Annotated in this window: 20 protein-coding genes; 13 read left to right on the forward strand and 7 right to left on the reverse strand. The window is 62.4% G+C overall.

The genetic code is table 11. The features are described 5' to 3' along the window. Positions 1–5: 5 nt before the first annotated feature. The 5 genes from NKH91_RS01475 to NKH91_RS01495 all read right to left on the reverse strand — a co-directional run bounded on the left by NKH91_RS01475 (position 6) and on the right by NKH91_RS01495 (position 11,486). Positions 6–9,224 carry an SDR family NAD(P)-dependent oxidoreductase gene (locus NKH91_RS01475; RefSeq protein ID WP_352950944.1) on the reverse strand — a complete coding sequence of 3,073 codons (9,219 nt, stop codon included), beginning with the start codon at positions 9,222–9,224 and terminating at the stop codon, positions 6–8. A gap of 221 nt (positions 9,225–9,445) precedes the next feature. Further along, positions 9,446–10,183, reverse strand: a complete 738-nt coding sequence (locus NKH91_RS01480; RefSeq protein WP_352642734.1) for a 4'-phosphopantetheinyl transferase family protein — start codon at positions 10,181–10,183, stop codon at positions 9,446–9,448. Positions 10,184–10,440: 257 nt separating this feature from the next. Next, positions 10,441–10,674 carry a hypothetical protein gene (locus NKH91_RS01485; RefSeq protein WP_352845635.1) on the reverse strand — a complete coding sequence of 78 codons (234 nt, stop codon included), beginning with the start codon at positions 10,672–10,674 and terminating at the stop codon, positions 10,441–10,443. Beyond that, entirely contained in the window at positions 10,577–10,948 is a 372-nt protein-coding gene (locus NKH91_RS01490) for an ROK family protein (RefSeq protein ID WP_352845734.1), read from the reverse strand. The genes NKH91_RS01485 and NKH91_RS01490 overlap by 98 nt, the downstream gene beginning before the upstream one ends. A gap of 184 nt (positions 10,949–11,132) precedes the next feature. Beyond that, positions 11,133–11,486 (reverse strand): winged helix-turn-helix transcriptional regulator, encoded by a 354-nt coding sequence (locus NKH91_RS01495; protein ID WP_023720297.1) that lies wholly within the window; start codon positions 11,484–11,486, stop codon positions 11,133–11,135. A gap of 120 nt (positions 11,487–11,606) precedes the next feature. Between NKH91_RS01495 and NKH91_RS01500 the strand changes: the two genes are divergently transcribed. Next, positions 11,607–13,043 (forward strand): MFS transporter, encoded by a 1,437-nt coding sequence (locus NKH91_RS01500; protein WP_352845634.1) that lies wholly within the window; start codon positions 11,607–11,609, stop codon positions 13,041–13,043. Positions 13,044–13,395: 352 nt separating this feature from the next. After that, complete coding sequence (locus tag NKH91_RS01505; protein WP_352515694.1) at positions 13,396–13,728, forward strand: antibiotic biosynthesis monooxygenase family protein; 333 nt, start codon at positions 13,396–13,398, stop codon at positions 13,726–13,728. 214 nt (positions 13,729–13,942) lie between these two features. Here NKH91_RS01505 and NKH91_RS01510 read toward each other — a convergent pair whose 3' ends face one another. Further along, the gene (locus tag NKH91_RS01510; protein WP_352494762.1) at positions 13,943–14,821 is read right to left on the reverse strand and encodes an NAD(P)-dependent oxidoreductase; all 879 of its coding nucleotides are present in this window, start codon (positions 14,819–14,821) and stop codon (positions 13,943–13,945) included. Positions 14,822–14,960: 139 nt separating this feature from the next. On the opposite strand from NKH91_RS01510, the gene NKH91_RS01515 reads away from it, so the two are divergent. After that, complete coding sequence (locus tag NKH91_RS01515; RefSeq protein WP_352884575.1) at positions 14,961–15,881, forward strand: LysR substrate-binding domain-containing protein; 921 nt, start codon at positions 14,961–14,963, stop codon at positions 15,879–15,881. A gap of 294 nt (positions 15,882–16,175) precedes the next feature. Here the strand turns inward: NKH91_RS01515 and NKH91_RS01520 are convergent, their stop codons facing one another. Next, positions 16,176–17,414: an ROK family transcriptional regulator gene (locus tag NKH91_RS01520; RefSeq protein WP_352762983.1), complete on the reverse strand. Its 1,239-nt coding sequence runs from the start codon at positions 17,412–17,414 to the stop codon at positions 16,176–16,178. Positions 17,415–17,515: 101 nt separating this feature from the next. Between NKH91_RS01520 and NKH91_RS01525 the strand changes: the two genes are divergently transcribed. The 10 genes from NKH91_RS01525 (at position 17,516) to NKH91_RS01560 (ending at position 25,891) form a co-directional block, all read left to right on the forward strand. Next, a complete protein-coding gene (locus tag NKH91_RS01525; RefSeq protein WP_352845632.1) occupies positions 17,516–18,781 on the forward strand; it encodes an ABC transporter substrate-binding protein in 1,266 nt (421 codons plus the stop codon). A gap of 57 nt (positions 18,782–18,838) precedes the next feature. Continuing rightward, complete coding sequence (locus NKH91_RS01530) at positions 18,839–19,777, forward strand: carbohydrate ABC transporter permease (protein ID WP_352515695.1); 939 nt, start codon at positions 18,839–18,841, stop codon at positions 19,775–19,777. Next, on the forward strand, positions 19,770–20,702 hold the full coding sequence (locus tag NKH91_RS01535) for a carbohydrate ABC transporter permease (protein WP_352515696.1): 933 nt from the start codon (positions 19,770–19,772) through the stop codon (positions 20,700–20,702). Before NKH91_RS01530 ends, NKH91_RS01535 begins: the two co-directional genes overlap by 8 nt. 10 nt (positions 20,703–20,712) lie before the next feature. Then, on the forward strand, positions 20,713–21,810 hold the full coding sequence (locus NKH91_RS01540; protein WP_023720288.1) for an ABC transporter ATP-binding protein: 1,098 nt from the start codon (positions 20,713–20,715) through the stop codon (positions 21,808–21,810). Positions 21,811–21,814: 4 nt separating this feature from the next. Further along, complete coding sequence (locus tag NKH91_RS01545) at positions 21,815–22,588, forward strand: SDR family NAD(P)-dependent oxidoreductase (protein WP_352494758.1); 774 nt, start codon at positions 21,815–21,817, stop codon at positions 22,586–22,588. A 37-nt stretch (positions 22,589–22,625) separates the two neighbouring features. After that, complete coding sequence (locus NKH91_RS01550) at positions 22,626–23,627, forward strand: sugar phosphate isomerase/epimerase family protein (protein WP_352845631.1); 1,002 nt, start codon at positions 22,626–22,628, stop codon at positions 23,625–23,627. Further along, positions 23,624–24,436: an SDR family NAD(P)-dependent oxidoreductase gene (locus NKH91_RS01555; protein ID WP_023720285.1), complete on the forward strand. Its 813-nt coding sequence runs from the start codon at positions 23,624–23,626 to the stop codon at positions 24,434–24,436. The genes NKH91_RS01550 and NKH91_RS01555 overlap by 4 nt, the downstream gene beginning before the upstream one ends. A 223-nt stretch (positions 24,437–24,659) precedes the next feature. Next, a complete protein-coding gene (locus NKH91_RS32320) occupies positions 24,660–24,911 on the forward strand; it encodes an FAD-dependent oxidoreductase (RefSeq protein WP_502898962.1) in 252 nt (83 codons plus the stop codon). Beyond that, entirely contained in the window at positions 24,865–25,002 is a 138-nt protein-coding gene (locus tag NKH91_RS32325; RefSeq protein WP_502898963.1) for a hypothetical protein, read from the forward strand. Before NKH91_RS32320 ends, NKH91_RS32325 begins: the two co-directional genes overlap by 47 nt. Beyond that, positions 24,986–25,891: a SidA/IucD/PvdA family monooxygenase gene (locus NKH91_RS01560; RefSeq protein WP_502898964.1), complete on the forward strand. Its 906-nt coding sequence runs from the start codon at positions 24,986–24,988 to the stop codon at positions 25,889–25,891. Before NKH91_RS32325 ends, NKH91_RS01560 begins: the two co-directional genes overlap by 17 nt. The last annotated feature ends 13 nt before the right edge of the window (positions 25,892–25,904 follow it).

Genomic DNA, 25,904 nt, shown 5'->3' on the forward strand with positions numbered 1-25,904 from the left:
CATCGCTATATCGCCGCCTGCTCGGCGGCGTCGACCGCCGGTTGCCCGGCCAACAGCCGTTCGATGACTTCCCTTAGGATATCTTCTGCTTCCGCATGGTCATAGCCTAATTGGTCGAATATCAAGGTCAGACCGAGACCGTTCGCGGTCGGAAAGGTACGCAGATCCATCTCGCTGGTACGTGGTTTTTCTCGTCGCATGTCAGGCAGGGGCGTCACTTTGAACATGCCGAGATCAAGCTCGCCACTGGCATGGGCCCTTTGAAGCGGGGCCGACTGCGTGGCGCGTGTCCATCTGTCGACTGTTTGGGTGCCGGCGACGAAGAGGGAGGTATAGGACCCCTTGGCCACGACATCGTCATGCACGTCTCCGAAGTAGTTCGAATCCATGAAGGGCGCGAAATGGATAGCCTCTTCGATCCCTTCTCCGAGCGAACCGGCTAACGCTTCGATCGTCTCGAACCGCGACAGCCGCACGCGCACGGGCACGTCCGAGGCGACGAAATTGACATAGTTCTCCAGCCGCCGGTCGTGGCGCAAGGCTGCTGGAACCTGCATCACCATGTCGTCCACGCCGCCGCGCGCCCCGATGGTCTGCGCAAAGGCCGCGATGATCATGGCCGTTTCCGTCGTGCCGGCTGCCCTGGCACGCTTGCGCAGCGCATCCTGCTGGTCGCTGGCTATCGAGAGCGTCACGTCCTCGCTGAGGCTGCAATCGATCAGATTGACATTCGTCCGCCAGCCTTTCGCCTTGCGCCCGAGATTGGGAACCTGCGGCAAGGGCTCGACGAATACCTTGCGCAGGAATGCGTCGCGCCGCTCGAACGAACCGGGTTTTCCGACATGGTCGAAATCCCGGATGAACCGGTCGATACTCATTTCCACCGGATCAAGAGGCAGCCCGAGATAAGCCTTGACTGTCTCCTCGACGATGAGGCCGAGGGAATAGCCGTCAACGACGAGATGATGTGCCTTGGCGACGATCAGGTCGCTCTCGGAGCCGAACCGGATAATCGTGACACGGAACATCGGCGCCTCGATATCTATGCCTTCCTGCGCGAGTTCGGTTGCGCGCTCCATCGCTTCGGCCTCGTCGGCGACTTGCTCGACCCTGAAGAAATCGGTCGGCGTCCTTTCCAGATACGCGCCGTATCTAGCCCCCTTGCGGAAGAACCGGGTACGCATCACCTCGTGGCGCGCCATGACCGTTTCGATCGCTCGTCTGAGACGATCGGCGTCCATCTGCGGCCGGATCTTGAACTCCTTGCTTACAATGAATGCGGCACGCGCATGCGAAGTCGCGTCTGGATGTTCCTGGAAACGCAGTAACCCCAGTTGTGTGCTGGTCACAGCAATCTCTCTTTCGACGTTGGGCACGCCGTCGAGCGGCGAGCGCTCGACGTCCTGGCTTCCACTCGGCTGACCAGACCACTCGCGCAGCCTCCAGCCCGTTGCGGTGGGCAGCAGGCGGCCTGACGTTTCGAACTCGGAGGAAAGCTCGTCCAGAAACTGATCGAGTAGCAACCGCGCTGTTGCTTCTTCGACGACGTCGAGATCCACGCTCAGCCGGCAGACAACACCGGCGTCGCTTGCCGCTGCGGACAATTGAATCTCGTGCGCGGATGCGGGGATCGCATCGAGAGGATGGTCCAAGGCGGCGAGCGCCGTAACTTGGCTGCCGTCGAGAAAAGCGAAGCCGAATTGGCGCAGCGAAACATGGCGGATGCGCAGATCCTCTTCGAGCGCCAGTTCCAGGGACGACGTATCCATTGACCGATGCGCGTGGCCGTTTGCGTCGGCACGCTCGACCTTCCTCAGCAGATCGTAACCGAGTTCATTCATGGCTCGCAGGACAATCGGATAGGACCCATCCAAGGGGCCTATCAATCCGCTTGGTGCTCCCTCCCCGCGCTCGCTATACCAGCGGTCGACGACGATTGATTGGAGCGAGAGGCGGTTTGCCAAGGCCTTGGCATAGGCGGTCAGAAAGCGCGCGGACGGCAACTCCGATCTCGACGCGAATGCTGCTGCGGGAAGCGTAATTTCCAGCAACCCGACACGGCCCCTGTTCGTTCCCATACCGGCGGGAGACGAGGCACGACTGCGGCCGGGGATCGGTGTGATCGCAGGCGCGTGGTGAAGGATCTCCTTCCAGTAGGCGAAATCGCGACGATACTCGCTCGATCCGGGCACTGGATGAACTGCGCGCGCATAGTCGGCAAAACTAGGCGCTGCTTCGACCGCTTCCGCTTCGTCTTGCACAAGCTGCGCGAGCAAAAGGTGAACCGACAACATGTCGGCAGCCGCGCGATGAGCCCGGATTTGCAGGTCGTGACCGCCATCCTGCCGCTGCCACGCGCCGATCCGCCATAGCGGACCAGGCAGTGCCACATCGCCCAAACGACCGCCCGGCGAAAGCACTTCAACAACAGGTTGAGCCTCGAAGCCGATCTCTACGGCGCCGGACGCCGATATCGCACCCGTCATCCGGAGCGCATCGTGTCTCTCGACCAGTCGCGCCAATCTTGTCGCAAGCGCAGCCAGCGACACGCCGGGCTCAATACTCGTCTCGACCAGGATCTGATTGTCGGCCTTTGCGACGGCCGACGACATAGGCCGTCCATCCAGCATCATCGCATCGACCTGGCGGCCCAGAGGCCGGAAGGCTTCCTGCGCTGTAACGCCATCGGAACTCGATTGTGCGGCCAGGACCTGCAAGGCGGACGCCTTCAGCTTCGCCTCGAAAGCGGAAGCGACGAGGCGCGACAGTCCCGCGATCGTCGGCGCTTGCAGGAACTTGGCGACAGGGATGTCGACTTCGACCTGAGCCTCGACGCGGTTTTTCAGCTCGAATGATGAGAGGGAGTCGAGACCTAGCTCACTGAGCTTGCGGTCATCCGCCAAGGCGCTTGCCTCGACCTTGAGGACTTTCGCCACTTCGCGCCGGATCATGTCGGCGAGCAGGTCGTCCCACGCCTCGCGTGGCGCGGCTGCAAGCTCGGCCTGAATGCGAGAGCGCCCTCCGGTTCTGTCTCCAAGCAGCGGCGAAATCCTCGGATTCGTCGCTGCGCCGGGGTTCGTGCGCGCGATCGCAGCCCAGTCGATATTGGCAAAGCCGAGATTCTCCGATCTGGCGCGCACGAGATAGGACAGGGCCGCCGCCGCTTCAGAATCCTGAACCGGCTTGATGCCGACACTATCGAGATAGTTGGTCATTGCTTCCGACCTGGCAACGAATCCACTGCCGGCGATCATGCCCCAAGCGGTCGACGAGCCGGCCAGGTTGCGACCCCTGCGGTACGTAGCGATTGCGTTCAAAACAGAGTTGGCCGCTGTGTAGTTGGCCTGCCCAGACGAACCGATAACCTGCGCGATCGAAGAGAAATTCACGAAGAAATCCAGTGGGATATCGTGTTCGACGACGGCGACATGCAAGTTCCACCCGCCGGCTATCTTCGGCCTCAGCACGCGGTCGATCTTGCCTGCATCGAGCTGCGAGACGAAAGCGTCCTCGATCACCGCGGCGCCATGCACGATGCCGCGCAGAGGAGCGTCACCCCCAGCATATTCGCCGATCAGCCTGGCAACGGCGGTAGCATCGGTCACGTCCAGCGCCGCGCGAACGATGCGCGTGCCGCGTTGCTCCATGATCTCGATAGCCACAGCCGCTTCGGCATCTGGAACACCGCTTCGATTGGCAAGGATGATAGTCCCCGCGCCTTTCTGACTGAGCCAATCGGCGATCGCAACGCCAAAGCCTTTGAGCCCACCCGTGACGAGGTAGGAGGCCCGAGCGGAGACGGCGAACTGTGCGCCGAGGTCAAGTTCGATGTCCACGGAAGGTTCGTCGAAAGTGACGATCACCTTGCCGATGTGCAGCGCTCGCGAAAGCATGCGCATGGCTTCCGCCGTGCGCGATGCCGGGAAGCGAGTCGCCTCCAGCGGCTTGTAGACGCCGGCGGCAACCTTTGCCTCGACCTCCGCCAGCAATTGCCTGAAGAGGCTCTCCCTCTCCACGGGGAGCGTCGAGAGGTCGATGACCGAATAGGCGTTGTTGCGATAAAGCGAGCGAAGCCCGATCGGCTTGTCGTCGGCGAGATCGCGCTTGCCGATTTCGACCATCCGGCCGAAGGGCGCCAGGCACTCCAGGCTCTTGTCGATGCCGTTGCCAGACAGCGCGTTCAGCACCACGTCCACGCCGCGGCCACGCGTCAGGGACCGCACCTCGTCGGCGAAATCGAGAGCGCGCGAATTCATGACCTCGTCCACGCCCCATTTCTTCAGGAAGGCGCGTTTTGTGTCGCTACCTGCAGTGCCGAAGACTCGAGCCCCCACATCATGCGCGACCTGGATGGCGGCGAGGCCGACACCACCCGAAGCCAGATGGATCAGCGCGATTTCGTCCTGTGCCAATCGGCCGATATGTTTGAGTGCGTAGTGAGCGGTAAGGAACGCTGTCGGGAGGGTCGCGGCCTCGATCAGATCGATGCCGTCGGGTACGCGCATGGCGAGATCCGCCCGGAGCTTGGCGAAGCGCCTGAGGTAGCCCTTGCCCATACCCATGATGCGATCGCCGGGCTTGAGGTTGGTCACCCGTTCGCCGACCCTGCGGACGGTGCCGGCGAACTCCAGCCCGAGATTGCGCCAATATGCCTCGTCACTCTCCAACTCGTCCGGCAAGATGCTGGTGGCCGCCATAATGTCGCGGAAGTTCAGTCCGACCGCGGCGACCTCGACCATGACCTCGTCCGAAGCCAATTCGGGATCAGCGATTTCGCGCAGTACGATGTTGTCGATGGTACCAGGCCCCGTCATGGTGGCGGCGAAGTTGGAAGAATCCCGCGCCGTCTCCAGCGTCCGCCGCAACGGCGCCACTTCGTGCAAAGCCAGCTGCTCCAACCGCGGGACGTAGCGTTCGGCGCCGCGCAGGACGAATTCCGTCTCTGCGGTTTCCTCCAGCACGGCACCTGAAATGCTCACCCCCGAGTGCAGCGATGTGGGATCCGCATCGATAAGACGGATGCCCAAACCTTTGAACTCGTTTGCCATTGTGCGAGCAATGCCGATTAAGGCGCTCTCACTCAGGCCTGAAAGGCTCATCGGCTGGTCACCTTGCACAAGCCGGCTGCCGGACGTGACGACAACCAGTTCGGGCCGCGGTTCGGACGAACTGTGCAGCCGGTCGATGACTTTTCCAAGCGTGATTAATTGGTGGACGATAGGCGTGATCCTGGCGAGAAGCTCGTCCCCGCCTGCTTTGTCGTCGAGTTTTTCGGGGGCGGCGGCGCTGAACAGGATGCCGCCTTTCCCACCCGATTTGGTCATGAATGCCCGGATCGTGGCGAGCGCTTCATCCGCATCGAGGTTCAGGAACGGCGCCGGGTTGGCGACCTCGACCGTCGCTCCACGGCTAACCAACTCAGCCAATGTCGTTTCGAGGCGCTGCGTTCCATCACCCACCACCAACCAGTGGGCGCAACGCAATGAGGGCGCTGCGGGTTTGGCTTCCTGCTTCTCGAAATGCTCCTCAAAAACACTGGAGCCCGAGCCGGCACCCTGCTTGGCCCTGCTGCCCCTGACCTTGCCCAGCGCCTTTGTCTGAAGGTTGTCGAGAACGATGAGCGGCTGCCCTTCCGGCGAGAATACGCTGAACCGCATTGAGTACGGGTCGAGACCCGGCTGGATGTCGACGATCACCTCGGGCGTCATCGGAGCGCCCAGCAGGATCTTGCGCGCGCCGGTTGGCAGGCGCAACTGATACTGGGCCTTGTCTTCATTAGCCGGCGGCAGCGATTCACCTGGAACCCACACGCCGTCTCGATGCGAAGCCAGGCCGATGCCGGCCTGGAGCACCGCGTCGAGCAATCCGGGGAAGGCGAAATACTGCTTCGACAAGTTGGGGTCCTTGCTCGACAGCCTGGCAACTAGGCGGTCGCCGACAATGTCGAGTGCGTTCACCGACTGGAAATAGGGACCGTATTCAAGCCCGTGCCGTTCGGCGAGACGGTAGAATTCCGTCTTTTCGACAAGGTTCGGGCGATCCAGCAGGAGATCGGCGGGAGCTGGTGCAAGTTCATATTTGTGGCTGAAGCCATAAGCTTCGGCACGAGTCCTCCAGCCGTCGTCCGAACCCCGATGGAGCGTGGAGATGCGCAGCCTGCTACCGACCGGATCGAACGTCGTCGTAAACAATATGACGTCGTCCTCTGCGATGGAAAGCGCTTCGTACAGTTTGAAATCACGCAGCTCCACGGAGTCAGATCCGAAATGGTCGCGCAGCGCGGCCCCCATGATTTCGATGTAACCGACGGCCGGGAACAGGCAATCGCCGCTGACGCGATGGTCAGCCAGGAATTTGAAGCCTCTAAGCGTGATTTCGTTCGTCCAGGACGGCCCCGCGGTGAAGTCGCGCCATCCAAGCAGTGCGTGCCGGGGTGCCTCGAACAGGAAGCTCTTGGTTTCCTCGGATGTATTCAGCAGGCGCTGGTTGTTCCAGGGTAACTTGGGAACGGCCACGTGGCCACTCGACGATTTCGGCCGGTCGAATTCGACGCCGGCAACATGCAGGCTGCCCTCGGCCCGCGCCAGCGTCCAGAAATCGTCAGTTTTGCGATCGAGCGAGTTCACCGCGGCGGCGTCTGCGCCGCGCTCCTGCGAGATGCCTCGGATGAGCGGCGTTAGCGTGCGGTGCGGACCGATTTCCAGGAAAGTATTGATGCCGAAATCGAGGGTGAAATCCAATGCCTTGGTAAAGCTGACGGGTTGGCGCAAATTGGCCCACCAGTAGTCGGCGTCGAATTTCGTCTCGAATATGCCGGTGACGGTCGAGATGATCGGCAGACGGCCTTCTTTCCAGCCGACCGGACCCAGTTCGCCGAGGAACCATTCCTTGCAGTCTTCCAGATGCGCGCTGTGCCATCCGAAATCCATGGTCATCCGGCGGGCCGTCGCATCGGGATAGGCTTCCGCGACCTTGGCCAGTACGCCAAGCACCGCGTCCTCCATGCCGGAAATCGTTTGCGCGATCGGGCCGTTGTAGGCGGCAATGACGACGCTTTCGTCACCGGGGAGCAAAGGTTCGAGTTGCTGAACCGTCAGCCCTATCGTGGCCATTGCACCGCGCCGCTCGCTCTTCAGCGGTATGAGGCCGCGTTTGGCGATGATGCGAGCCGCCGTCTCGATATCGATGATACCTGAAACGTAAGTGGCCGCGACCTCGCCGAAGCTGTGGCCGATCAGAAGCTCAGGCCGTACGCCGGCCTTTATCCAGCGTTCGTAGAGGGATATCTGCGTAGTGAAGATGGATGCCTGGGTGACGTCGGCATCGTTGATGCGGGTCTTTTTCTCGTCCCGCAGCATCTCCTCGACGGTCGACCAGCCGACCATCGGACGCAGCACTTCGTCGAACATCTCGGCGGTTCGGCGAAACGCACGGTCTTCCTTCAACAGGCGGCGCGCCATGGCCCACCACTGGCCGCCCTGGCCCGAGAAGGCGATGGCGAGCCGACGGTTGGATGCCCTGCCGGTGATGATGGTTGGCCCTTCCGCGCTTTGCTCGATGGCTCCCTTAGCCAATGCGCGCAGTTGGGTCTGGAGCGCGGCGCGCTCCGGCTCGACGATGAGCGCAGCCCGTTGGGCGAAGTTATCGCGCGCGCTGCTCAAATGGGCGGTGATGTCTTCGACCGGCGTCTCCGCAAGGGAGCCTCCCTGCTCCAGCGCATCGGCTAGACGGCCGGCCCACAGTTCCAGTCCCGCCGTGCTGCCGGCCGAGATCGGGACGGCTATCGGATGGCCGGCTATCACCGGCCTTGGCGCACGGTTGGCGTTGGCGGACAACCCCCGCCATCCTTCCACGGCGATGGAGGCATTGGTACCGCCAAAGCCGAAGGAGTTGACGACGGCCAGGATCGGCCGGCCGTGGTGGTCGATCGGCGTCGGCTTCGTTGCCACAGCGATGTTGAGCGCGTCGAACGGAATGCTCGGATTCGGGCGCTCGAAATTCCGGTTCGGCAGCACGATGCCCTTTCCCGCCGTCAGCACCGTCTTGATGAAACCCGCAATGCCGGACGCCGATTCGAGGTGGCCGAGATTGGGCTTGAACGATCCGACATAGGCCGGTTTTGGGCGTGAATTCACACCGAATACGCGGCCGATAGCAGCCGCCTCGATTGGATCGCCGACCGGCGTGCCGGTTCCATGGGCCTCGACATAGTCGACATCGGCCGGATCGATGGAGGCGCCTTCCACCAGCGCCTCCAGCATCGCTTGCTGTGCTTCCCCGCTCGGAGACGTCAGGGTCGGCGTATACCCGTCCTGATTGACCATCGAATGACGGATCACGCCATAGATCCGGTCGCCGTCGGCAATTGCCCGGTCGAGAAGCTTCAGCAACACGAACCCGCAGCCTTCGCCGCGCACGAACCCGTCCGCCCTTTCGTCGAAGGTGTAGATACCGCCGGTCGGCGAGAGCATGTTGGCGCTGGAGAATGCGATGAACGGCCCTGGATCGAGCATGCAGTTGACGCCGCCGGCGAGCGCCGTTTCACAGGTGCCGGTGCTCAGGTGGCGCACTGCCTGGTCGATGGCAACGAGCGCCGACGAGCACGCCGTGTCGACGGCGATACTCGGCCCCTTCAGATCGAAACGGTGGGATATTCGGTTGGCCGCGATCGAGAACGCCGAACCTGTGCCGGCAAAGATGTCGCCGCCGCCAACACGTCCGCGGCGCAGGTTCTGCGCGAAATCGTTGGTCGAGATGCCGATGAACACGCCGGTGCGTCCACGGCGCAGATCGGCCAATGTGAGATCGGAATCCTGCACGGCCTCGAAGGCCACTTGCAACGCCAGGCGCTGCTGCGGGTCCATCGTTGTCACCTCGCGGGGCGACATGTCGAAGAAACTCGGGTCGAAGCCGAAAACGTCGCTGGCAAGAAAACCACCCCAGCGCGTCCGCATCTTTCCCCGGGCATCGGGCTCCGGATCATAGAAAGCATCGACATTCCAGCGATCTGCCGGGATATCGACGATGCCGCAGTTCTTCTCCAGGAGAAAGTTCCAATACGAGTCCGCGTCCTGGATCCCTCCGGGGAACCGACAGCCAATCCCGATAACTGCGATTGGCTGTGTTGACTCAATGACCTGCTGAGGGGCATCGCCCCCACGATGAATGTTCATGCCCAGACCCCCGCCTAGTATACACCGTGGATTGCCCAACCCCCGGCGCATTTAAGTCACGGCGTATTTAAGTGCATGTCCCAACGGAAGGTCCAAGAGCAAAATTTACCAGCCTAGCATTTTTGTCGCAAAATGTGTCATTTAAGCCGATCTGACTACTTTTTAGGCTAATTTGACTAGTTATTAAGCCGATCTGATTGCTTTTGAAGAGGACCCGTCCGCTCGATCCTCGTCGCCAACAACAGGGGTCACCGAGATCCGGTTCCGGAGCGTCAAGGCAATCCCAAGTCGAAATCGAAGCGGCGTGCGACGGCCTGAGGACCGCGTGCACTCCAGGCGACAGCGGCCACGTGGTGCCCGCTTGGGCGGAACTCAATGAGCCTGAGGGGTTCAACCAATTCCAGCGGCGGCGAGAGGATATAGGCTTCGCCGCTCCCGTCCATCCCTATCTCGAGTCCCTCTCCGGAGAGGCCGACGCCGACAGCCTTGAGCGCGGCTTCGCGACAAGTCCAAAGCCGGCAGAACATGAGGCGGCGGGCCTCTGGCGCCAGCGACTCAAGTTGTGCGATCTCGCCAGGCGCGAACAGAGAACGGGCAATGGACATCTCCCCGCTCCTCGAGGCGACGCGTTCGACATCCACGCCGACTTGCCCGGCGGCAGCCACGGCCACAAGGGCAAGCTCCCCCGAATGCGAAAGATTGAAGGAGAGGCGCCCGTCAGCAAGGAACGGCTTTCCCTGCGGGGTCTGCCGCAGATCGAGCTCTCCCGGCGCCCGACCGGTGTAAATGGACAGCACCCCGCGTAAGCCGGCATGAGCTGCCAGATGGCGCCGCTGATCCTGCTCAAAAACAAACCGGCCGCCCCTGGTCAATTCAGCTGGATTGAGCACGGCCAGGTCCGACTGCGAAAGGGGAGCATCGAGGGCGACCCGCCACACATGGACGTCGATCCCGAGAGCCGGCACCACCCGCCCACCACCGTGCGGCAAGACAACTCCGCTCTGCTTCATCTTGCAGTTTTCTCGGCCGGGCGAGGGGTGGGGCTTGGCCTGCTGCAGCAATATGGCATTGACAACCGCTCCCAAGCTTGCCCGTTAACACCATAAACGCACGCGACCCTTATAACACCTCTCGGCACGCTCATCATCAGCCACGCTCTAACGCGCCAGAGTGAACCAGTCCAACGGCCGGAGGGACTTGGCCGTGTTGCGGGTGCGCACCGATGTGAAACAACGAGTCTCAAAGCACCGATCGATGCGAAGCCGGATCATCGCAGTCGGCTGTTGTGGCGCAGCACGAGGCCGACCGCGCCGAGCAATGCATCGTTCTCCGTGCGCTTGCCAACGATTATCCGCGTGCGCAGCGCGGGCGCCACATCGCGGGACTTGATGAGCGTGTGGCGTTCATATGACGCGATCAGTGGCGCCAGGAGAATGTCGCCCGCCAAGGCCATGCGGCCGCCGATGATAATGAGCGGCGGATTGAGCACCGAACCGATCAAGCCGAGCCCACGGCCGGCGAACTCGGCGGTGTCCCTCGATCATCCGCAGCGCCCTTACGTCGCCCTGCTCGGCCATCATGATCACGTCGTCCATCGTGACCGGCCGCCGCACGATGCGCGAAATCTGCTCGAGCGGCCGGGCAAAGCTGGCATAGAGCTCCAGGCATCCGCGATTGCCGCACCGGCAAAGGTCACCGCCGGGATCGATGCTGATGTGCCCGAATTCGCCGGCGCCGCCGGCGATGCCGCTCACCAGCCGGCCGTGCTGGACAATGGCCCGCCGACGCCCAGATCGACCTTGAGGAGCACGAAGTCGTCTTGGCCGACGGCCGCACCCACATCAACTCCGCAATGGCCGAGCAGTTGCTCTCATTTTCGGCGAAGATCGGCTGTTCGAGGGTCGGCCCAAACAAGGTCGGAACGATACTCGCGCACAGCACACCGCCGCACCTAAGGCGCTACGCCTTGACCAGCGACATTGGTCGATCCCGTGTCAGTCGATCCGAATGCTTGAGACCCCAGTGCGCAAGCGGAGCAAGAGCGTCGTCCAGCTCCAGACCCAGGTCAGTCAACGAGTATGCGACGCGAGGCGGAACCTCCCCAAAATCGTGTCGGTCAAGGAGTCCGTCCGCCACCATCTCTCGCAAATGCTGGATGAGCATCTTCTCGCTCATGTCGGGAATAAGGCGACGCAACTCGCCAAACCGCCGCGGCTGCTTCCGGCAAAGCCAGAGGATAGTGCCTTTCCACTTGCCGCTGATCACAAGGAATGCCGGCCCCAGGCCGCAGGCTTCAGGTAAGTTCGTTGCCATCACATCGCTCCGATAGGGTACCTACAAAATAGTAGGTACTTGCCAAACCGGCGGTAAGTCAATCACCTTGCGCCTCCCTCGTGGCGTTATCGCGCCGCAGGCAAGCAAAAGGACTTTCCCATGGATATCCCATCCAAGAATTTTTCCGCCGCACCCGATCCACGACGCTGGATTGCATTGGCGGTATTTTGCGTAGCCTTCTTTATGGTTTGCCTTGACGGACAGATCGTCCTCCTCGCCTTACCCTCGATCGAGGCACAACTCGGTTTCACCCCATCCGCGGTGCAGTGGGTGATGAGCGCCTACATGCTGGCTCTGGGCGGGCTTCTTCTTCTCGGGGGTCGAGTATCGGATCTGTTGGGTCGGCGGCGCCTGTTCATGGCGAGCACAGCTGCTTTCCTTGTCGCCTCGCTGGCGTGCGGGCTTTCCGGCAATCCAGGATTTCTCATCGGTGCCCGGGTTGTTCAAGGAATTGCCGCTGCCGTATTGACCCCCAGCGCCCTATCGATCCTCATGACCACCTTCGAGGGAAATGAACGGAATCGAGCCCTGGGGCTATGGTCCGCGATGGGAGCCGGCGGGGCCACCGCCGCGCTGCTGGTGGGTGGACCGCTTGCCGATTGGCTCGGTTGGCGCTGGGTGTTCTTCATTAATGTCCCCATCTGCGCCATGATCCTGGGGCTCAGCCCGTTCACGCTGCGCGAGAGCCGTGCTATCGGCAGCCGCGGTGGCTTCGATCTCGGCGGCGCCGTGACGATTACCGCGGCGCTCGTGGCATTCGTACTGGCGATCACCGAGGTTCCCAGCGTTGGCTGGGCCCATCCGCAAACCCTGGGCCTGTTGGGTGCAACGCTCGGACTGCTCGGCGCATTCGTGCTGATCGAAAGGCGGGTGAATAACCCGCTTGTTCCCCTTGCCATCTTTCGGTCTCGCTCATTTGTCGGCGGGAACCTGACCATGCTCTTCGCCGGGGCGCTCGTATTCGGCATGGCACTTTTGGTGTCGCTTTATGCCCAGAAGGTCCTGGGTTACTCGCCGCTTGTCGTTGGCCTTGGCACGATGATCTATGCAATCCTCTCGATCGTCTCCTCAACACTGACGGGTAAATGGATCGGTCGGGCCGGGGCGCGTGCGATTGCCGTGATCGCCATGCTCTTGATGGGCGCTGGGTGCGCACTCTTCACCTTCATCGTTCCCGAAGGCACCTACCTCGCGCATCTGCTTCCGGGCTTGATCGCCTTCGGGCCTGGTATCGGAATGGCTGCCGTTGCCGGTTCCGTTGCAGCTCTCTCGAAGGTCAAGGAAGCCGACGCAGGCCTCGCGTCCGGGATAAACAGCGCGATGTTCCAGATTGGCGCTGCTCTGGGGGTAGCTATCACCGCCACCGTCGCTGTCTCGATGACGGGGACGTCGGATACCCCCGCAGCACTGACCGCAGGGTATGCGGCGGGCTTTTGGGCCTGTGTGATCATCGCCGCCACCGGTGCAACGCTTGCGCTGCTCCTTCTTTCGCGGGACAGAACGCCGGCCCCTGCGCCGGTGCACGTCGGGGTATGAGGAATTGGGGAGCCGCCCTCGCGGCTCCCCAACCAGGTGCGCAAACGCGAGGCGGCACAGCCTGCGACGGGCCATATGGGTTGCATCATACAAGTCAATATGTAGGCTGTGCCGATGCTTAGACGCGTCTACGAAACCAGAACTGCTCAGCAGCGCGCGCCCCGGCCCGATCGAGTTCCGCGACGCCTTGGGCCGACAGCGAATCGAGTTGTAGTTGCGCCGCGTCGACGACGATACGCTGGCTGACGTCGCCGACGTGGTTGCCAGCCTGGCTCAGCGCGGCCAGAGTTGTGCATTAGATATTTGAGGTCCACATGCCGCTGCTTGGCGGCAACGCATCGAGGAGAGCAAGATGGTTATTCGTCAATGGCGCGCTCGCGCCGCGGCGTCCAATCCGCACGGTTATCCCAACCACTTCAGAACCAGTGTCCTTCCGGCATTGCTCCAGACGGCCGGATTTCTCGGAGCGCAGTTGAGCGTGCGCAAAGTTGATGCCGAAATCGAATTTCAGGTGCAGACCCGGTGGCAATCGATGGAGGCCATCGGCAGATTTGCCGGGTCAGATGTCGAAAAGGCGGTCGTCGAGCCGGGTGCTGTCGCCGAGCTGCTCTCCTTCGATCCGCGTGTATGCCACTACGACGTCATTGAGGACGCAGGGAAGTCGTCCGGGTCAAGCGGAACCTGACCGAGTGTTCCAGCCATCATCCCGTGCAAAACTCGGATTCCAGCCGACCGCCGGGAGTGTATCCTGCATCGCCGCGCGAGGAGAGGATGACGAGCCGCTTGCCGGCGGGCAGCGAACTCCGAAGCTGGATTCATTTTGGACGCTGGTGCACCGCCTCCCCGGGAGGCCGAGAATGTCGGCAGCGGCGAGGGATATGGCGCCATCCACGACGGCTTCACCCGCCTTTCCCGCTCTTTCGCCGGATCAGCTCGAAAACACCTGAAATATCTTCATCTCCGAATCCGTCTCCGACCCGTTTGCGGAACAGGTCCAGCATGGGGTCGAGCAGATCGGCGGCGACCCCCTGCTCCCGGGTAGCTGTGAGGATGTTGTCCAGTGAGGCGGCCTGCATCCCGAGGTTCGACACCACATTCACGCCATGCCTGCCGCTGTCGATCTTCTCCGCATATCCCGGCAGCTCGCCCATCATCGCGGTCATCCATGGGCCAAGGAGCTTGAGGAAAGCGCCCGCGCCGATGCCTTCGGAATCTACGAGCGCGGTAGCGTGGAAGAAGCCGGCGAAAAGGCCATACATGCCGCTAAGAAGGGCCAAGTCGTGCAGCGATGCCAGCCCGGCATCCCCGCCGAGATAGTTCGCGGCGCCAAGCGCCTCGAGCGTTCGGGCGTGCGCATCGAAGGCCGCTTTGGAGCCGCTGTAGAGGATAAGCGCATGTTCGCCGCCGATCATCGGAGGCGTCGCCATGATGCCGCCGTCGAGATAGGCGGCGCCCAGCTTGGCAATCCGCTCGGCCGTGGCGCGCGCCTGTGCCGGCGTGCCGTTGGTCAGATTGACCAGCGAACGCCCGGAGAGCGCCGATGCCGCATCATCGATCACCGAATCCGACGCGGCATAGTCCAGCACGCACATCACGGTGACGTCGCTTGCGGCGGTCGCGTCGGCGGCGGACTTCACCTCGCGCGCGCCTTTGGCAAGCAGTGATGCGGCCTTGCCGGGCGTGCGGTTCCAGACCGTGACCGTGTGGCCCTGCGAAAGAAATCGGGCGGTCAGCGCCTGCCCCATAGCCCCGAGGCCGAGGATCGAGATATTGGCCATGTACGTGCGTCCTTCTACGTTCCGAATTGCAGCCCCGCCCCACGGCGGCGGCTACAAAGAGATGCAATATTGGACGCAGAAGCAGTAGTGGGTTATCTGTAGACCTATCGTCCACATTTAGGAACGATGAGAGCTCCGGATGCTGAATCTCAACGACCTCCTCGTTTTCGTTCAAGTAGTTGATCATGGCGGCTTCGCTGCGGCGGGGCGTGCCCTGGGCATCCCCAAGTCCACTCTCAGCAAGCGGCTCTCCGAGCTGGAAAAGGCGATCGGCGTGCGTCTGGTCCAGCGGACCTCGCGCAGCTTCACCGTGACCGAGATCGGCCGAGATTTTCATCGTCATGCCGCCGCCATGCTGATCGAAGCGGAGGCGGCCGAGCATGTGATCAAGGGTCGCCTTGCGGAACCGAGCGGAACGGTGCGGATCACGGCATCGCTGCCGATCGCCCAGTTCCGTCTAGCGCCGATCCTTCCGCGTCTCGCGGCGAGCTATCCGAAGGTCCGCATCATGCTCGACGTCTCCGACAGGTTCGTGGACATCGTGCAGGAAGGTTTCGACATCGCCATCCGCAACCACTTCGCCCCGTTGCCGGATACCGAACTCGTGCAACGTCGCATCGATTACGACCCCGCCTGGCTCGTCGCCTCGCCCGACTATATTCGGAAGAACGGCATGCCTTCTCGACCCGAGGAAGCGAACGGGCTCGATGGGGTTATGGCATCGTCGTCGGAGAGGGTCTGGACGCTTCACGATGGGCAAGGCGTCGTTGCGGAGGTCACGCCATCTCCGCGCTATATCGCCAACGAAACCGTCTCCTTGCGGGAAGCCGCAAGGGCCGGGCTCGGCGTGGCTTGCCTGGCAGGTAGCTTCTGTGCGCCGCTGATCGAGTCCGGCGCGCTTGTCCGCATCTTACCGGACTGGACAGCGCGTGGCGTGGCGACGACTCTGCTGATGCCGCATCGTCGCGGGCAGCTTCCCTCCGTTAGGGTCGTTGCCGACCATCTGATCGCTGAACTCTCGCAACGGCCACAAGGTGCAGACCTAATCCATGCAGGCTGATAGTCGTTGGGCGGGCACGTTGGAATCCTAGGCCGATCGCTGGGGTGTCGTGGGCGCCGAAGTGTGATGTCCGCTTACGTGCGACCAGACCCCAAATGTCGCAAAATGAGGGCTGAGCCGTCATCGCCTCAACGGATTCGAACTCAATCAGTCGCCGCCGCTGCTAGGCTGGCGTGCTCTGGCCGGCGCGTGCGCCGTAGGCGGCGGCAAATGGCGGTGTTTGGTGCACCCAAAGGGATTCGAACTCATGACCTATGCCTTCGGACGGCAAGGTTTACCTGGAACGTAGCTATATCATCGCAGTCGGCTATTGTGGCGCAGCACGAGGCCGACCGCGCCGAGCAATGCATCGTTCTCCGTGTGCTTGCCAACGATTATCCGCGTGCGCAGCGCGGGCGCCACATCGCGGGACTTGATGAGCGTGTGGCGTTCATATGACGCGATCAGTGGCGCCAGGAGAATGTCGCCCGCCAAGGCCATGCGGCCGCCGATGATAATGAGCGGCGGATTGAGCACCGAACCGATCAAGCCGAGCCCACGGCCGGCGAACTCGGCGGTGTCCTCGATCATCCGCAGCGCCCTTACGTCGCCCTGCTCGGCCATCATGATCACGTCGTCCATCGTGACCGGCCGCCGCACGATGCGCGAAATCTGCTCGAGCGGCCGGGCAAAGCTGGCATAGAGCTCCAGGCATCCGCGATTGCCGCACCGGCAAAGGTCACCGCCGGGATCGATGCTGATATGCCCGAATTCGCCGGCGCCGCCGGCGATGCCGCTCACCAGCCGGCCGTGCTGGACAATGGCCCCGCCGACGCCCAGATCGACCTTGAACAGCACGAAGTCGTCTTGGCCTACGGCAGCCCCCCACATCAGCTCCGCAATGGCCGAGCAGTTGCTCTCATTGTCGGCGAAGATCGGCTGTTCGAGGACCGGCCCGAACACATCGCGGATGTTGACCCCGGCCCAGGTCGGAACGATACTCGCGCGCAGCACCACTCCTTCGCGGCTGACTGGGCCCGAGACGGAGACCCCAACCCCCAGGAGCCCCGCCATCGGCAGACCGTTCTCTTCGTAGCATCGGGCAATTACTGACTTGGCGAGCTGGGCCGCCTGTTGCGGCTGGTAGTCCAGACCCATGGGGATAGTTTGTTCGGCAACGAAAGAATGCGAGACGTCGGCGACGACGCAGCGCATCTCGTCGAGGCCCAGATGGATGCCGACGCAGGTGCCCGCAGCGGGATTGAGCGTCAATGTCGTGGCAGGCCTGCCGATACCCCTGGCCGCGTCATGATGGACCGAGGATTCGATCACCATCCCCGACTTTCTCAAGCCATTGAGCGCGGTTGAAACCGTCGACCGCGCCAAACCGGTAATGCGGGTAATTTGCGACGCAGAAAGCACGCCGCGCTCGCGCAGGCATCGGACGATCAGGCTCTCCGGCGACGCGGACGGCCTGTCGATCAGCCAATTTCTAAGCGAAGGTTTGTTCATGATGAGCACAAAGCACGTTGACTGATAGCCCAAATATGTCATCTTGGAAAGAACGGAGATTACTGCATCTCACCGGCCACGACCTCAAATCGCGGGCCACAAGCGGTCGATACGAACCGTGCATCACATATGGGAGTGAAACGATGAAATATCTGAGGACGGCCTTTGCGGCCGCTACCGCCTTCACCTTGGTTACCGGAACAGCGCTCGCGGAGCCCAAGACCAACCTCTTGCACCAATGGGCGACCGGATCGGACGCCCAGGCTATCGCCAAGCTCGGCGAGATGTTTACCGCCAAGGGTGGCACCTGGCAGCAGACCTCCATCGCCGGCCATACAGCCAACACATTGGCCAAACTGCGTGCCGATGTGATCGCCGGCAACGCACCTCCCGCTGTACAGCTCAAAGGCCCCGAGATCGCCGAATGGAACGAGACGGGCATGACAGCTAATCTCGACGACCTGGCGAAGGCGGAAAATTGGGAGAAGGTCGTCGCTCCCGAATTGCTGCCGGTGATGAAGCCGACGGGGAATTGGGTGGCGGCGCCGATGAACATCCACCGCATCAACTGGCTGTGGGCATCGCCAAAGGTCATGAAGGATGCGGGCGTCACCGAGATGCCGAAGACATGGGCGGAATTCAACGCCGCCTGCGACAAGATCGTGGCCAGCGGCAAGATCTGCATTTCGCACTCGACCGCCGACTGGACCGACTCGACCGTTTTCGAAGTTGTCGTGTACGGTCAGGACCTCGATCTGTACAAGAAGGCTTTCGTCGAGGGCGACGTCGAGGCGATGCGCAGCGACGGCATGGTCAAGGCCTTCGAGCAGTTCCGCACCATGACCTCGAAGTACATGGATCCCGGCATGAACGGACGCGACTGGGATACCATGTCGCATCTGGTCGGCCGCGGCGAGGCCGCCTTCCACATCATGGGCGACTGGACGATCGGCCTGCTGACGGCTGGCGGCTTCAAGGAGGGCGCCGACTATGTCTGTGCCCAGGCGCCGACCGATTGGGGCAAGCCCGGCTTCATCCTGAATTCAGACTCGGTCGTGTTCTTCAAGCAGAAGGACCCGGACTACATCGAGGGACAGAAGCTGCTTGCCAGCATCATCCTGTCGCCCGAGTTCCAGACCATTTTCAATCAGACCAAAGGCTCCATCCCGGCCCGCCTCGACGTCGATCTTTCGAACGGCTTCAATCCCTGCCAGCAACTCTCGCAAAAGGATCTGCAAGCCTCGATCGCCGCCGGCACGCTCGTCCGTTCGATGGCGCACAACATGACGGTTCCGCAAAAAGTCCGCGGCGCAATGATGGATACCATCACCGAGTTTGTGGCGACGCCGGATATGAGTGCGCAGGACGCGGCCAATGCCATGGCGGATGCGGCAGAAGCGCAGAAGTGAAGCTGCCGATGATGGCCGGGGGCGAAGCGCCCGGCCAGACCTCGCCGGAGCAGCCCGATGTCCACCCATGACCTGATTGTGCCAGGAGCAGCCGCCACGACCCGGCCGTGGCGCGAGCGCCTCGGCACGATGGTGCCCATTCTGGTGCTGGCGCCGTCGATAGCGGCGAGCTTCGTCTATGTTTTCGTCTTCACGCTCTGGACGCTCTACATCTCGCTGTCCAATTCGTCGCTGTTGCCGACCTATGGGTTCGTCGGCCTCGACAATTACGCTTCGCTCTGGGCAAACCGGCGCTGGAACATCGCCTATACGAATCTCTTCCTGTTCAGCGGCTTCTATATCGTTGGCTCGATGGCGGTTGGCTTGCTGCTCGCGATCGCGATCGACCAGCGCGTCCGCGGCGAGGCGGTTTGGCGCACTATCTTCCTCTATCCGTTGGCGGTGTCCTTCATCGTCACCGGTACGGTGTGGAGCTGGCTCTATAACCCTGTCGACGGTATCCAGGCCTTCGTTCGCGGGCTTGGCTGGACCGACTTCAGCTTCGCCCTGACGGCCAACCGCAACACGGCGATCTATGCGGTGATCATAACCGGTATCTGGCAGTCGTCCGGCTTCGCGATGGCACTTTTCCTGGCCGGTCTGCGGTCGGTCGATCCGGATCTCGTCAAAGCCGCGCAAATCGACGGCGCGTCGGTTTTCCGGACCTATCGCAGGGTCATCCTGCCCACCATCGCCCCGATATTCCTGGCGGTGGCGGTCATTCAGATACAATTCGCCATCAAGACCTTCGACCTGGTGGCGGCGTTGACGCGGGGTGGGCCAGGCGTGTCCACCACCTTCCCCGCCATCTATGTCTACGACCTGATGTTCCAGCGCGGGCAAATCGGCGAGGGTGCCGCCGCGGCGATGATGATGCTCGCGGCAGTCGCGGTGGTGCTGGTGCCGTACTCGTTGTGGATCGTCTGGCGCCGGCGGGCGGAGGGCCGCAATGGCTGAAATTGCCCCCAATGCCAGCTTTGACCCGGCCCGCCCCAATCCGACCGGCTTTGATCCGGAAGCTGCCGCAGCCACGCGCCGGCATTTCTGGAGCCGCTTCCTTGTTTATGCCGTGCTGGCGCTTTTCGCGATGGTCTATCTCGTGCCGTTGCTGGTGGTGATCTTCAACTCATTGCGCGAGCAGTCGGAGATTGCCCGCAACGGCCTCATCTCCGTACCTCGCAGCTTCCGGTTCGATGCGTGGGCGCAGGCCTGGGGATCCTACTGTGTCAGCGGTACCTGCGAGGGCATGAAGCGCAATTTCTTCAACTCGCTGGCGATGACGATCCCCGCCACAATCATCTCGACCATTCTCGGCGCCATGAACGGCTACATCCTCTCCAAATGGCGCTTCAGGGGTTCCGAACTGACCTTCAATCTGATGCTGCTCGGCGTATTCATGCCCGGCCAGATTTCGCTGATGCCGTGGGCGTTCCTGCTCGGCAAGCTCGGCCTGACCAATTCCACATATGGGCTGGTGTTGATCCACGTCGTCCAGGGCATCTCGTTCACCACCCTGTTCTGCCGCAATTTCTACGTCAGCATACCGGACGACCTTATCAAGGCGGCGCGCATTGACGGCGCCGGCTTCTGGCGAATCTTCCGCAAGATCATCCTGCCCCTGTCGCCGCCCATTCTGATTGTCACCGTCATCTGGCAGTTCACCGGCATCTGGAACGAGTATCTGTTCGGCGTCGTCTTCACGTCGGGCCAGCAGCAGCCGATTACGGCGGCGTTGGTCGCGCTCACGGCCGGCGGCACGACTGCACGTGCTTACGATGTGATGAGCGCAGCCGTGCTGATCGGCGCGTTGCCACCGCTGCTGATCTATCTGTTCGGTGGCAAATACTTCGTGCGCGGCCTCACGCAGGGCGCCATCAAATGAGGCGTCGCCCATGTCCGCGTTGATGATCCGCAACCTTCACAAGAGCTACGGCTCGCTCGAGATTCTTTCCGGCATCAATCTCGAGGCTAAGACCGGAGAATTCGTCGCGCTTGTCGGTCCATCGGGTTGCGGCAAGTCAACCTTGCTCGCCATGATTGCCGGCCTGGAAACCGTCACGTCGGGAGAGATTTGGATCGGCGACCGGCTGGTGAACTCGGTGCAACCCAAGGACCGCGACATTGCGATGGTGTTCCAGTCATACGCCCTCTATCCCACGATGACGGTGCGCCAGAACATCACCTTCGGCATGGAAAGCCGCGGCGTGCCCAAAGCGGTGCAAGCGGAAGCTGTCCAGCGCGTTGCCGCACTCCTGCAGATCGAACAGCTGCTTAAACGCAAGCCTGGCCAGCTCTCGGGCGGCCAGCGGCAGCGCGTTGCGATGGGGCGTGCCCTCGTCCGCGACCCGAAGCTGTTTTTGTTCGACGAGCCCCTGTCCAATCTCGACGCCAAGCTGCGCGTCGACATGCGTACCGAAATCAAGAAGCTCCACCATCGCGTCGGCAAGACCACGGTGTATGTCACCCACGATCAGGTCGAGGCGATGACGCTTGCATCCCGCATTGCGGTGATGAACCAGGGCTCGGTACAGCAGTTCGACACGCCGAAGCGGATCTACGACCGGCCGACAAACATGTTCGTTGCCGGTTTCATGGGATCGCCGGCGATGAATTTCATCCCGGCGCGGCTTACCGGCTCGACCAGCATCTCGGTACGCGCCGCTGACGGCAGCGACGCCAGCCTTGCCCTTGCTGCGCCGATGCCCGCCGGTGCGCCAAAGGACGTCGTGCTCGGTATCCGGCCGGAACACATCTACCGTTTCACGACCGACCTGAAGTCGCGCAAACCTGCTGTGGCGTCCATGCAGGCGCCGGTCGAGCTGGTCGAGCCGACCGGGGCCGAGACGCTTGCCGTGCTCAGGCTGGGTGACCTGGAGATCACCGGCCGCTTCGAGCCGGACGACGCTCCCGTCATGGGCGAGACGATAACGCTCGGCATCGATATGTCGCGCGCCTGCCTGTTCGATCCAACAACCAAGGCGCTTCTGTAATTTGATGTCCGTACAATTCGCAACCTATCCGAGCTTGGCCGATCGGGTCGTGCTGATCTCCGGCGGCGCCTCCGGCATCGGCGCCGATATGGTCTGCGCCTTCGCCTCGAATGGCGCCCGGGTAGCCTTTCTCGATGTGCAGGACGAACCAGCGGAGGCGTTGCTGCGCGAGCTCGGCGGTACCGCCGGGCGGGCTCCCTTATATCTCCATTGCGACGTGACCGACGTCGATGCGTTAAAGGCGTCGGTAGAAGGCGTGCGCGCGCGGCTTGGTCCGGTCGCCGTCCTGGTGAATAACGCTGCCAATGATCAGCGCCATCCCATCGACGCAGTGACGGCCGAATATTGGGACCGCAGCTTCGACATCAATCTCCGGCATCACTTCTTCGCCGCTCAAGCTGTGCATCCGCATATGCAGGAACTCGGCTTCGGCTCGATCATAAACTTCTCCTCCATTGCCTGGCGTTTCGGAGCGGACCAGATGGTGGCCTACGCCACCGCCAAAGGGGCTGTGGTGGCGCTGACGCGTGCGTTGGCGCGGTCGTTCGGACCCGACAACATCCGCGTCAATGCAGTCGAACCCGGCGCCGTCATGACCGAGCGGCAGCGCGAGCTGTGGTTCAAGACGCAGGAGGCAGTCGACCAGACGGTGCAGCGGCAATTGATCCGTCGCGTCCTCCTGGGCGAGGAGATTGCACGGACCGTGCTCTTCCTGGCAGCGGATGACAGCCGCATGATCACGAAGCAGTCCATCACCGTCGATGCCGGCCTGCGCTAGTGACCCCTCTCCGCCCTCCATTGGAACCGCCAAGCTGATGCTTCGTCTCGGCCTCAACCCCTACGGACTGACCTACCATCTCGGACTGCAGGGCCGTGGCACGCCGCGGCACAATCCGGACGGCGTGGGACTGGAAGGCTTCATCGCGCTGGCGCAGGAACTGGGCGCACGCACGCTCGAGATCTACGAACCCTGGTTGACCGACTTGCCGGATGCCGAAATCGTCGCGCTGCGCAAGCGTATGAGTGCGCTCGATATTGTCCCCGTGGTGAGCGGCGGGCTGCTGGTGGCAGGTCCGCTGGACAACGCATTTCGGGCTGCGCGCCTGCTCGAGGCGACGACGATCCGTATCGCACTGACGCCTGTCCTGTGCGGCGACCGCAACGCCTGGGGCCGGAAATGGAGTGAGTTCAATACGACGATCCGCGCTGCGTTGACAGATTGGGGACCGCGTGCGGCGGCCGAGGGCCGGGTACTCGGCATCGAGAACCATCAGGACTTCGGCAGCGACGAACTGGTCGCGTTCTGCGAGCTCGGCGGACCGGGCGTCGGCATCACCTACGACACCGGCAACACTTTTCCTGTCGGCGAGGCGCCGCTTGCCTTCACGCAGCGGATCGCACCCTATGTCCGCCACGTTCACCTCAAGGACTATCGCGTGCAGTTCACGGATGAGGGCTACCGTCTGGTCCGCTGCGCGATCGGCGACGGCGCCGTGCCTTTTGGCGAACTGGCAGCCATCCTTGGCGAGCACCACGACACGCTGACGGCGGTGCTCGAACCGGGCGCGCTGGAGGCCCGTCACGTTCGCTGTCTCACGGACGACTGGTGGAACGGATATGCGCCGAAGACCGCACGCGAGTTCGCGGCCTGCCTGAGTGCTGCGCGCGCGAACCGTCTTGCGGACGACGCCGACTACCGCACGCCATGGGAGCGCGACGATGACGGCGCGCTCGTTTCGTATGAGCTCGACATGATCCGCCGCAGCGCCGCCAATATGAAGAAGTTCGGTTTCATTGCAATGGAGAGATCAGCATGACCACCCGAGACCTCAGCGGCCTGACCGCCTTCGTCACCGGCTCGGGACGCGGCCTCGGCCGCGTGATGGCCGACCGCTTGGCCGAACTTGGCGCAAACGTCGCGGTCCACGACCTCGATTGGGCCCGGCCATCTCAATATGGTGAATTCGCGGACCTCGGCGACTCTGCCCGGGGCTTGGAGAAGCATGGGACACGGGTGACCGCGGTCACCGGCAATATAGGCGACAAGCAAGCTGTCGCCGAAATGAAGAGGAAGATCGAGGCGGACCTCGGCGACGTGCACATTCTGGTCAACTGCGCCGGCGGCGACATCGGCGCCAAGGGCGTAAAGCCCAGTCCCAACAACGCACTCGACATCGACTACGACGACATCAAGGTTCTAACCGAGAACAATCTCATCGGCACGATGTTGGTTTGCCAGGCGTTCGTTCCGCCGATGGTCAAGCGAGGCTCGGGCTCGGTGATCAACATCGCCTCGGCGGCAGCGCATATCGGCTGCTCACCCGAGGTGGTCTACTCAACGCTTAAGGCGGCCGTCGTCCATTATACGCGCTGCCTCGCCAAGGAATTGATCGACGATGGCGTACGCGTCAATGCGGTAAGCCCTGGCGCCACCAAGACGGCACGGTTCCAGGCGAGTCGCGTGGTCGATCCGCAGCGCATGGATTCGAGCAAGAAATCGCTGAACCGGTATGCGGAGCCTGAAGAGATCGCCGAAGCGGTGGCCTTCCTCGCCGGTCCGCGCGCGCGCTTCATCAACGGGCAGGTAATCCGTGTCGATGGCGGTTTCACAATCTTTCCAGGTTAAGCCGCAACCATTGCCGGTTTCGGATGAGTATTTGATCGTGCCGTGACCCGATAAAACTGTTATCGTGCCCTCGCGTCGGGGGCGAAACCATGCAGATCGAGGGGATGGGTTCGGGCAGCATCGGCCGCTGTTTGGCGGTTGTCCGTTGGCAGAGGCGTTACGCTGATGGCGCCAGTGCCGCCTCACAGCGCTGCAACGGCGCTAGCCTCCGGATCCGCGGCAAATGACGGATAATGCCAACGTCCTTGATGCAGTAGTAGTCGGGGCCGGCTGGGCCGGTCTGGGCGTCAGCTATTCGCTGGCACGGCAAGGCTTGCGCCATGCCGTATTGGAGCGCGGCCGCATCGGAGAGACCTGGCGCACCCAGCGGTGGGATTCCTTCCGGATGAATACGCCCAACGTGCAGACCGTCATGCCCGGCGACTGCTATGACGGTTCGGATCCTGACGCGCAACCAGTTCGTCGCCCTGCTTGAGGATTTCGCCAGGCGAAACGAATTGCCGGTCGAACCGGACACTGTGGTGACCGAGCTCGCCGGCGGGCACGAGAATGGCGCTATCGGCTGATCACCTCGCGCGGAACACTTTGGCACGCAACGTGGTGATCGCCAGCGGCAACTTGAATTGTCCGGTGCGCCCAGTTTGGGCCGCTGCGTTGCCGCCGGGCCTGCGCCAGATCGATGCTTCTGATTATCGCAGCGCCGCTGATCTCCCGGCTGGAGCGGTGCTGGTGGTCGGAAGCGGCCAGTCCGGTGCCCAGATCGCGGAAGAACTGGCGGAAGCAGGCCGAACAGTCTTCCTTGCCACCAGCCGGGTCGGGCGGCTCTCGCGGCACTACCGAGGTCGCGACATCATGCTCTGGCTCGTCGAAAGCGGATTTCTCGACGTGCGTCGAGACGAGATCATTCGACTTGCGGGGCGCATTCCACCTCGTGGTCTGCTTGGGGTAGAACACACGATAAGCCTGCAAGGGCTCGGCGCCCAAGGTGTCGTGCTGCTGGGGCGGTTCGCAGGCGTCGAAGATGACGGCCGTCTGTCATTCGCCGACGATCTCGAAGAGCATGTTCGTTTTGCGGATGAGGCCTCCGCCAACGTCAAACGCTATATCGACGAATACATCAGCCGCTCCGGAATCGATGCCCCCGTTTCGGAACCCGACCCAGCGGAGACTGTCGCAGCGCAGCTGCCGAATCCGGCTGTCCGTTCTCTTGATGCTGCCGAGTCCGGCATCACGACCGTGGTGTGGTGCACCGGATTCAAGGGCGATTTCAGTTGGGTGAGGCTTTCCGGTCTGCTCGACCCGGAAGGACAGCCTGTTCACGAGGATGGCGTGGCCGCCCTGCCAGGCATCTACTTCGCCGGGTTGGATTTCGCCTCCACGCGCAAATCAGGCATAATATTGGCGATTGCCGAGGAGGCCCATCGCCTTGCGGAACACATCGTGCGGCGTTCGTGACGACCTGGACACC

The organism is Mesorhizobium sp. M0894 (assembly GCF_040319725.1).
In the GTDB taxonomy this organism is placed as follows: Bacteria; Pseudomonadota; Alphaproteobacteria; order Rhizobiales; family Rhizobiaceae; genus Mesorhizobium.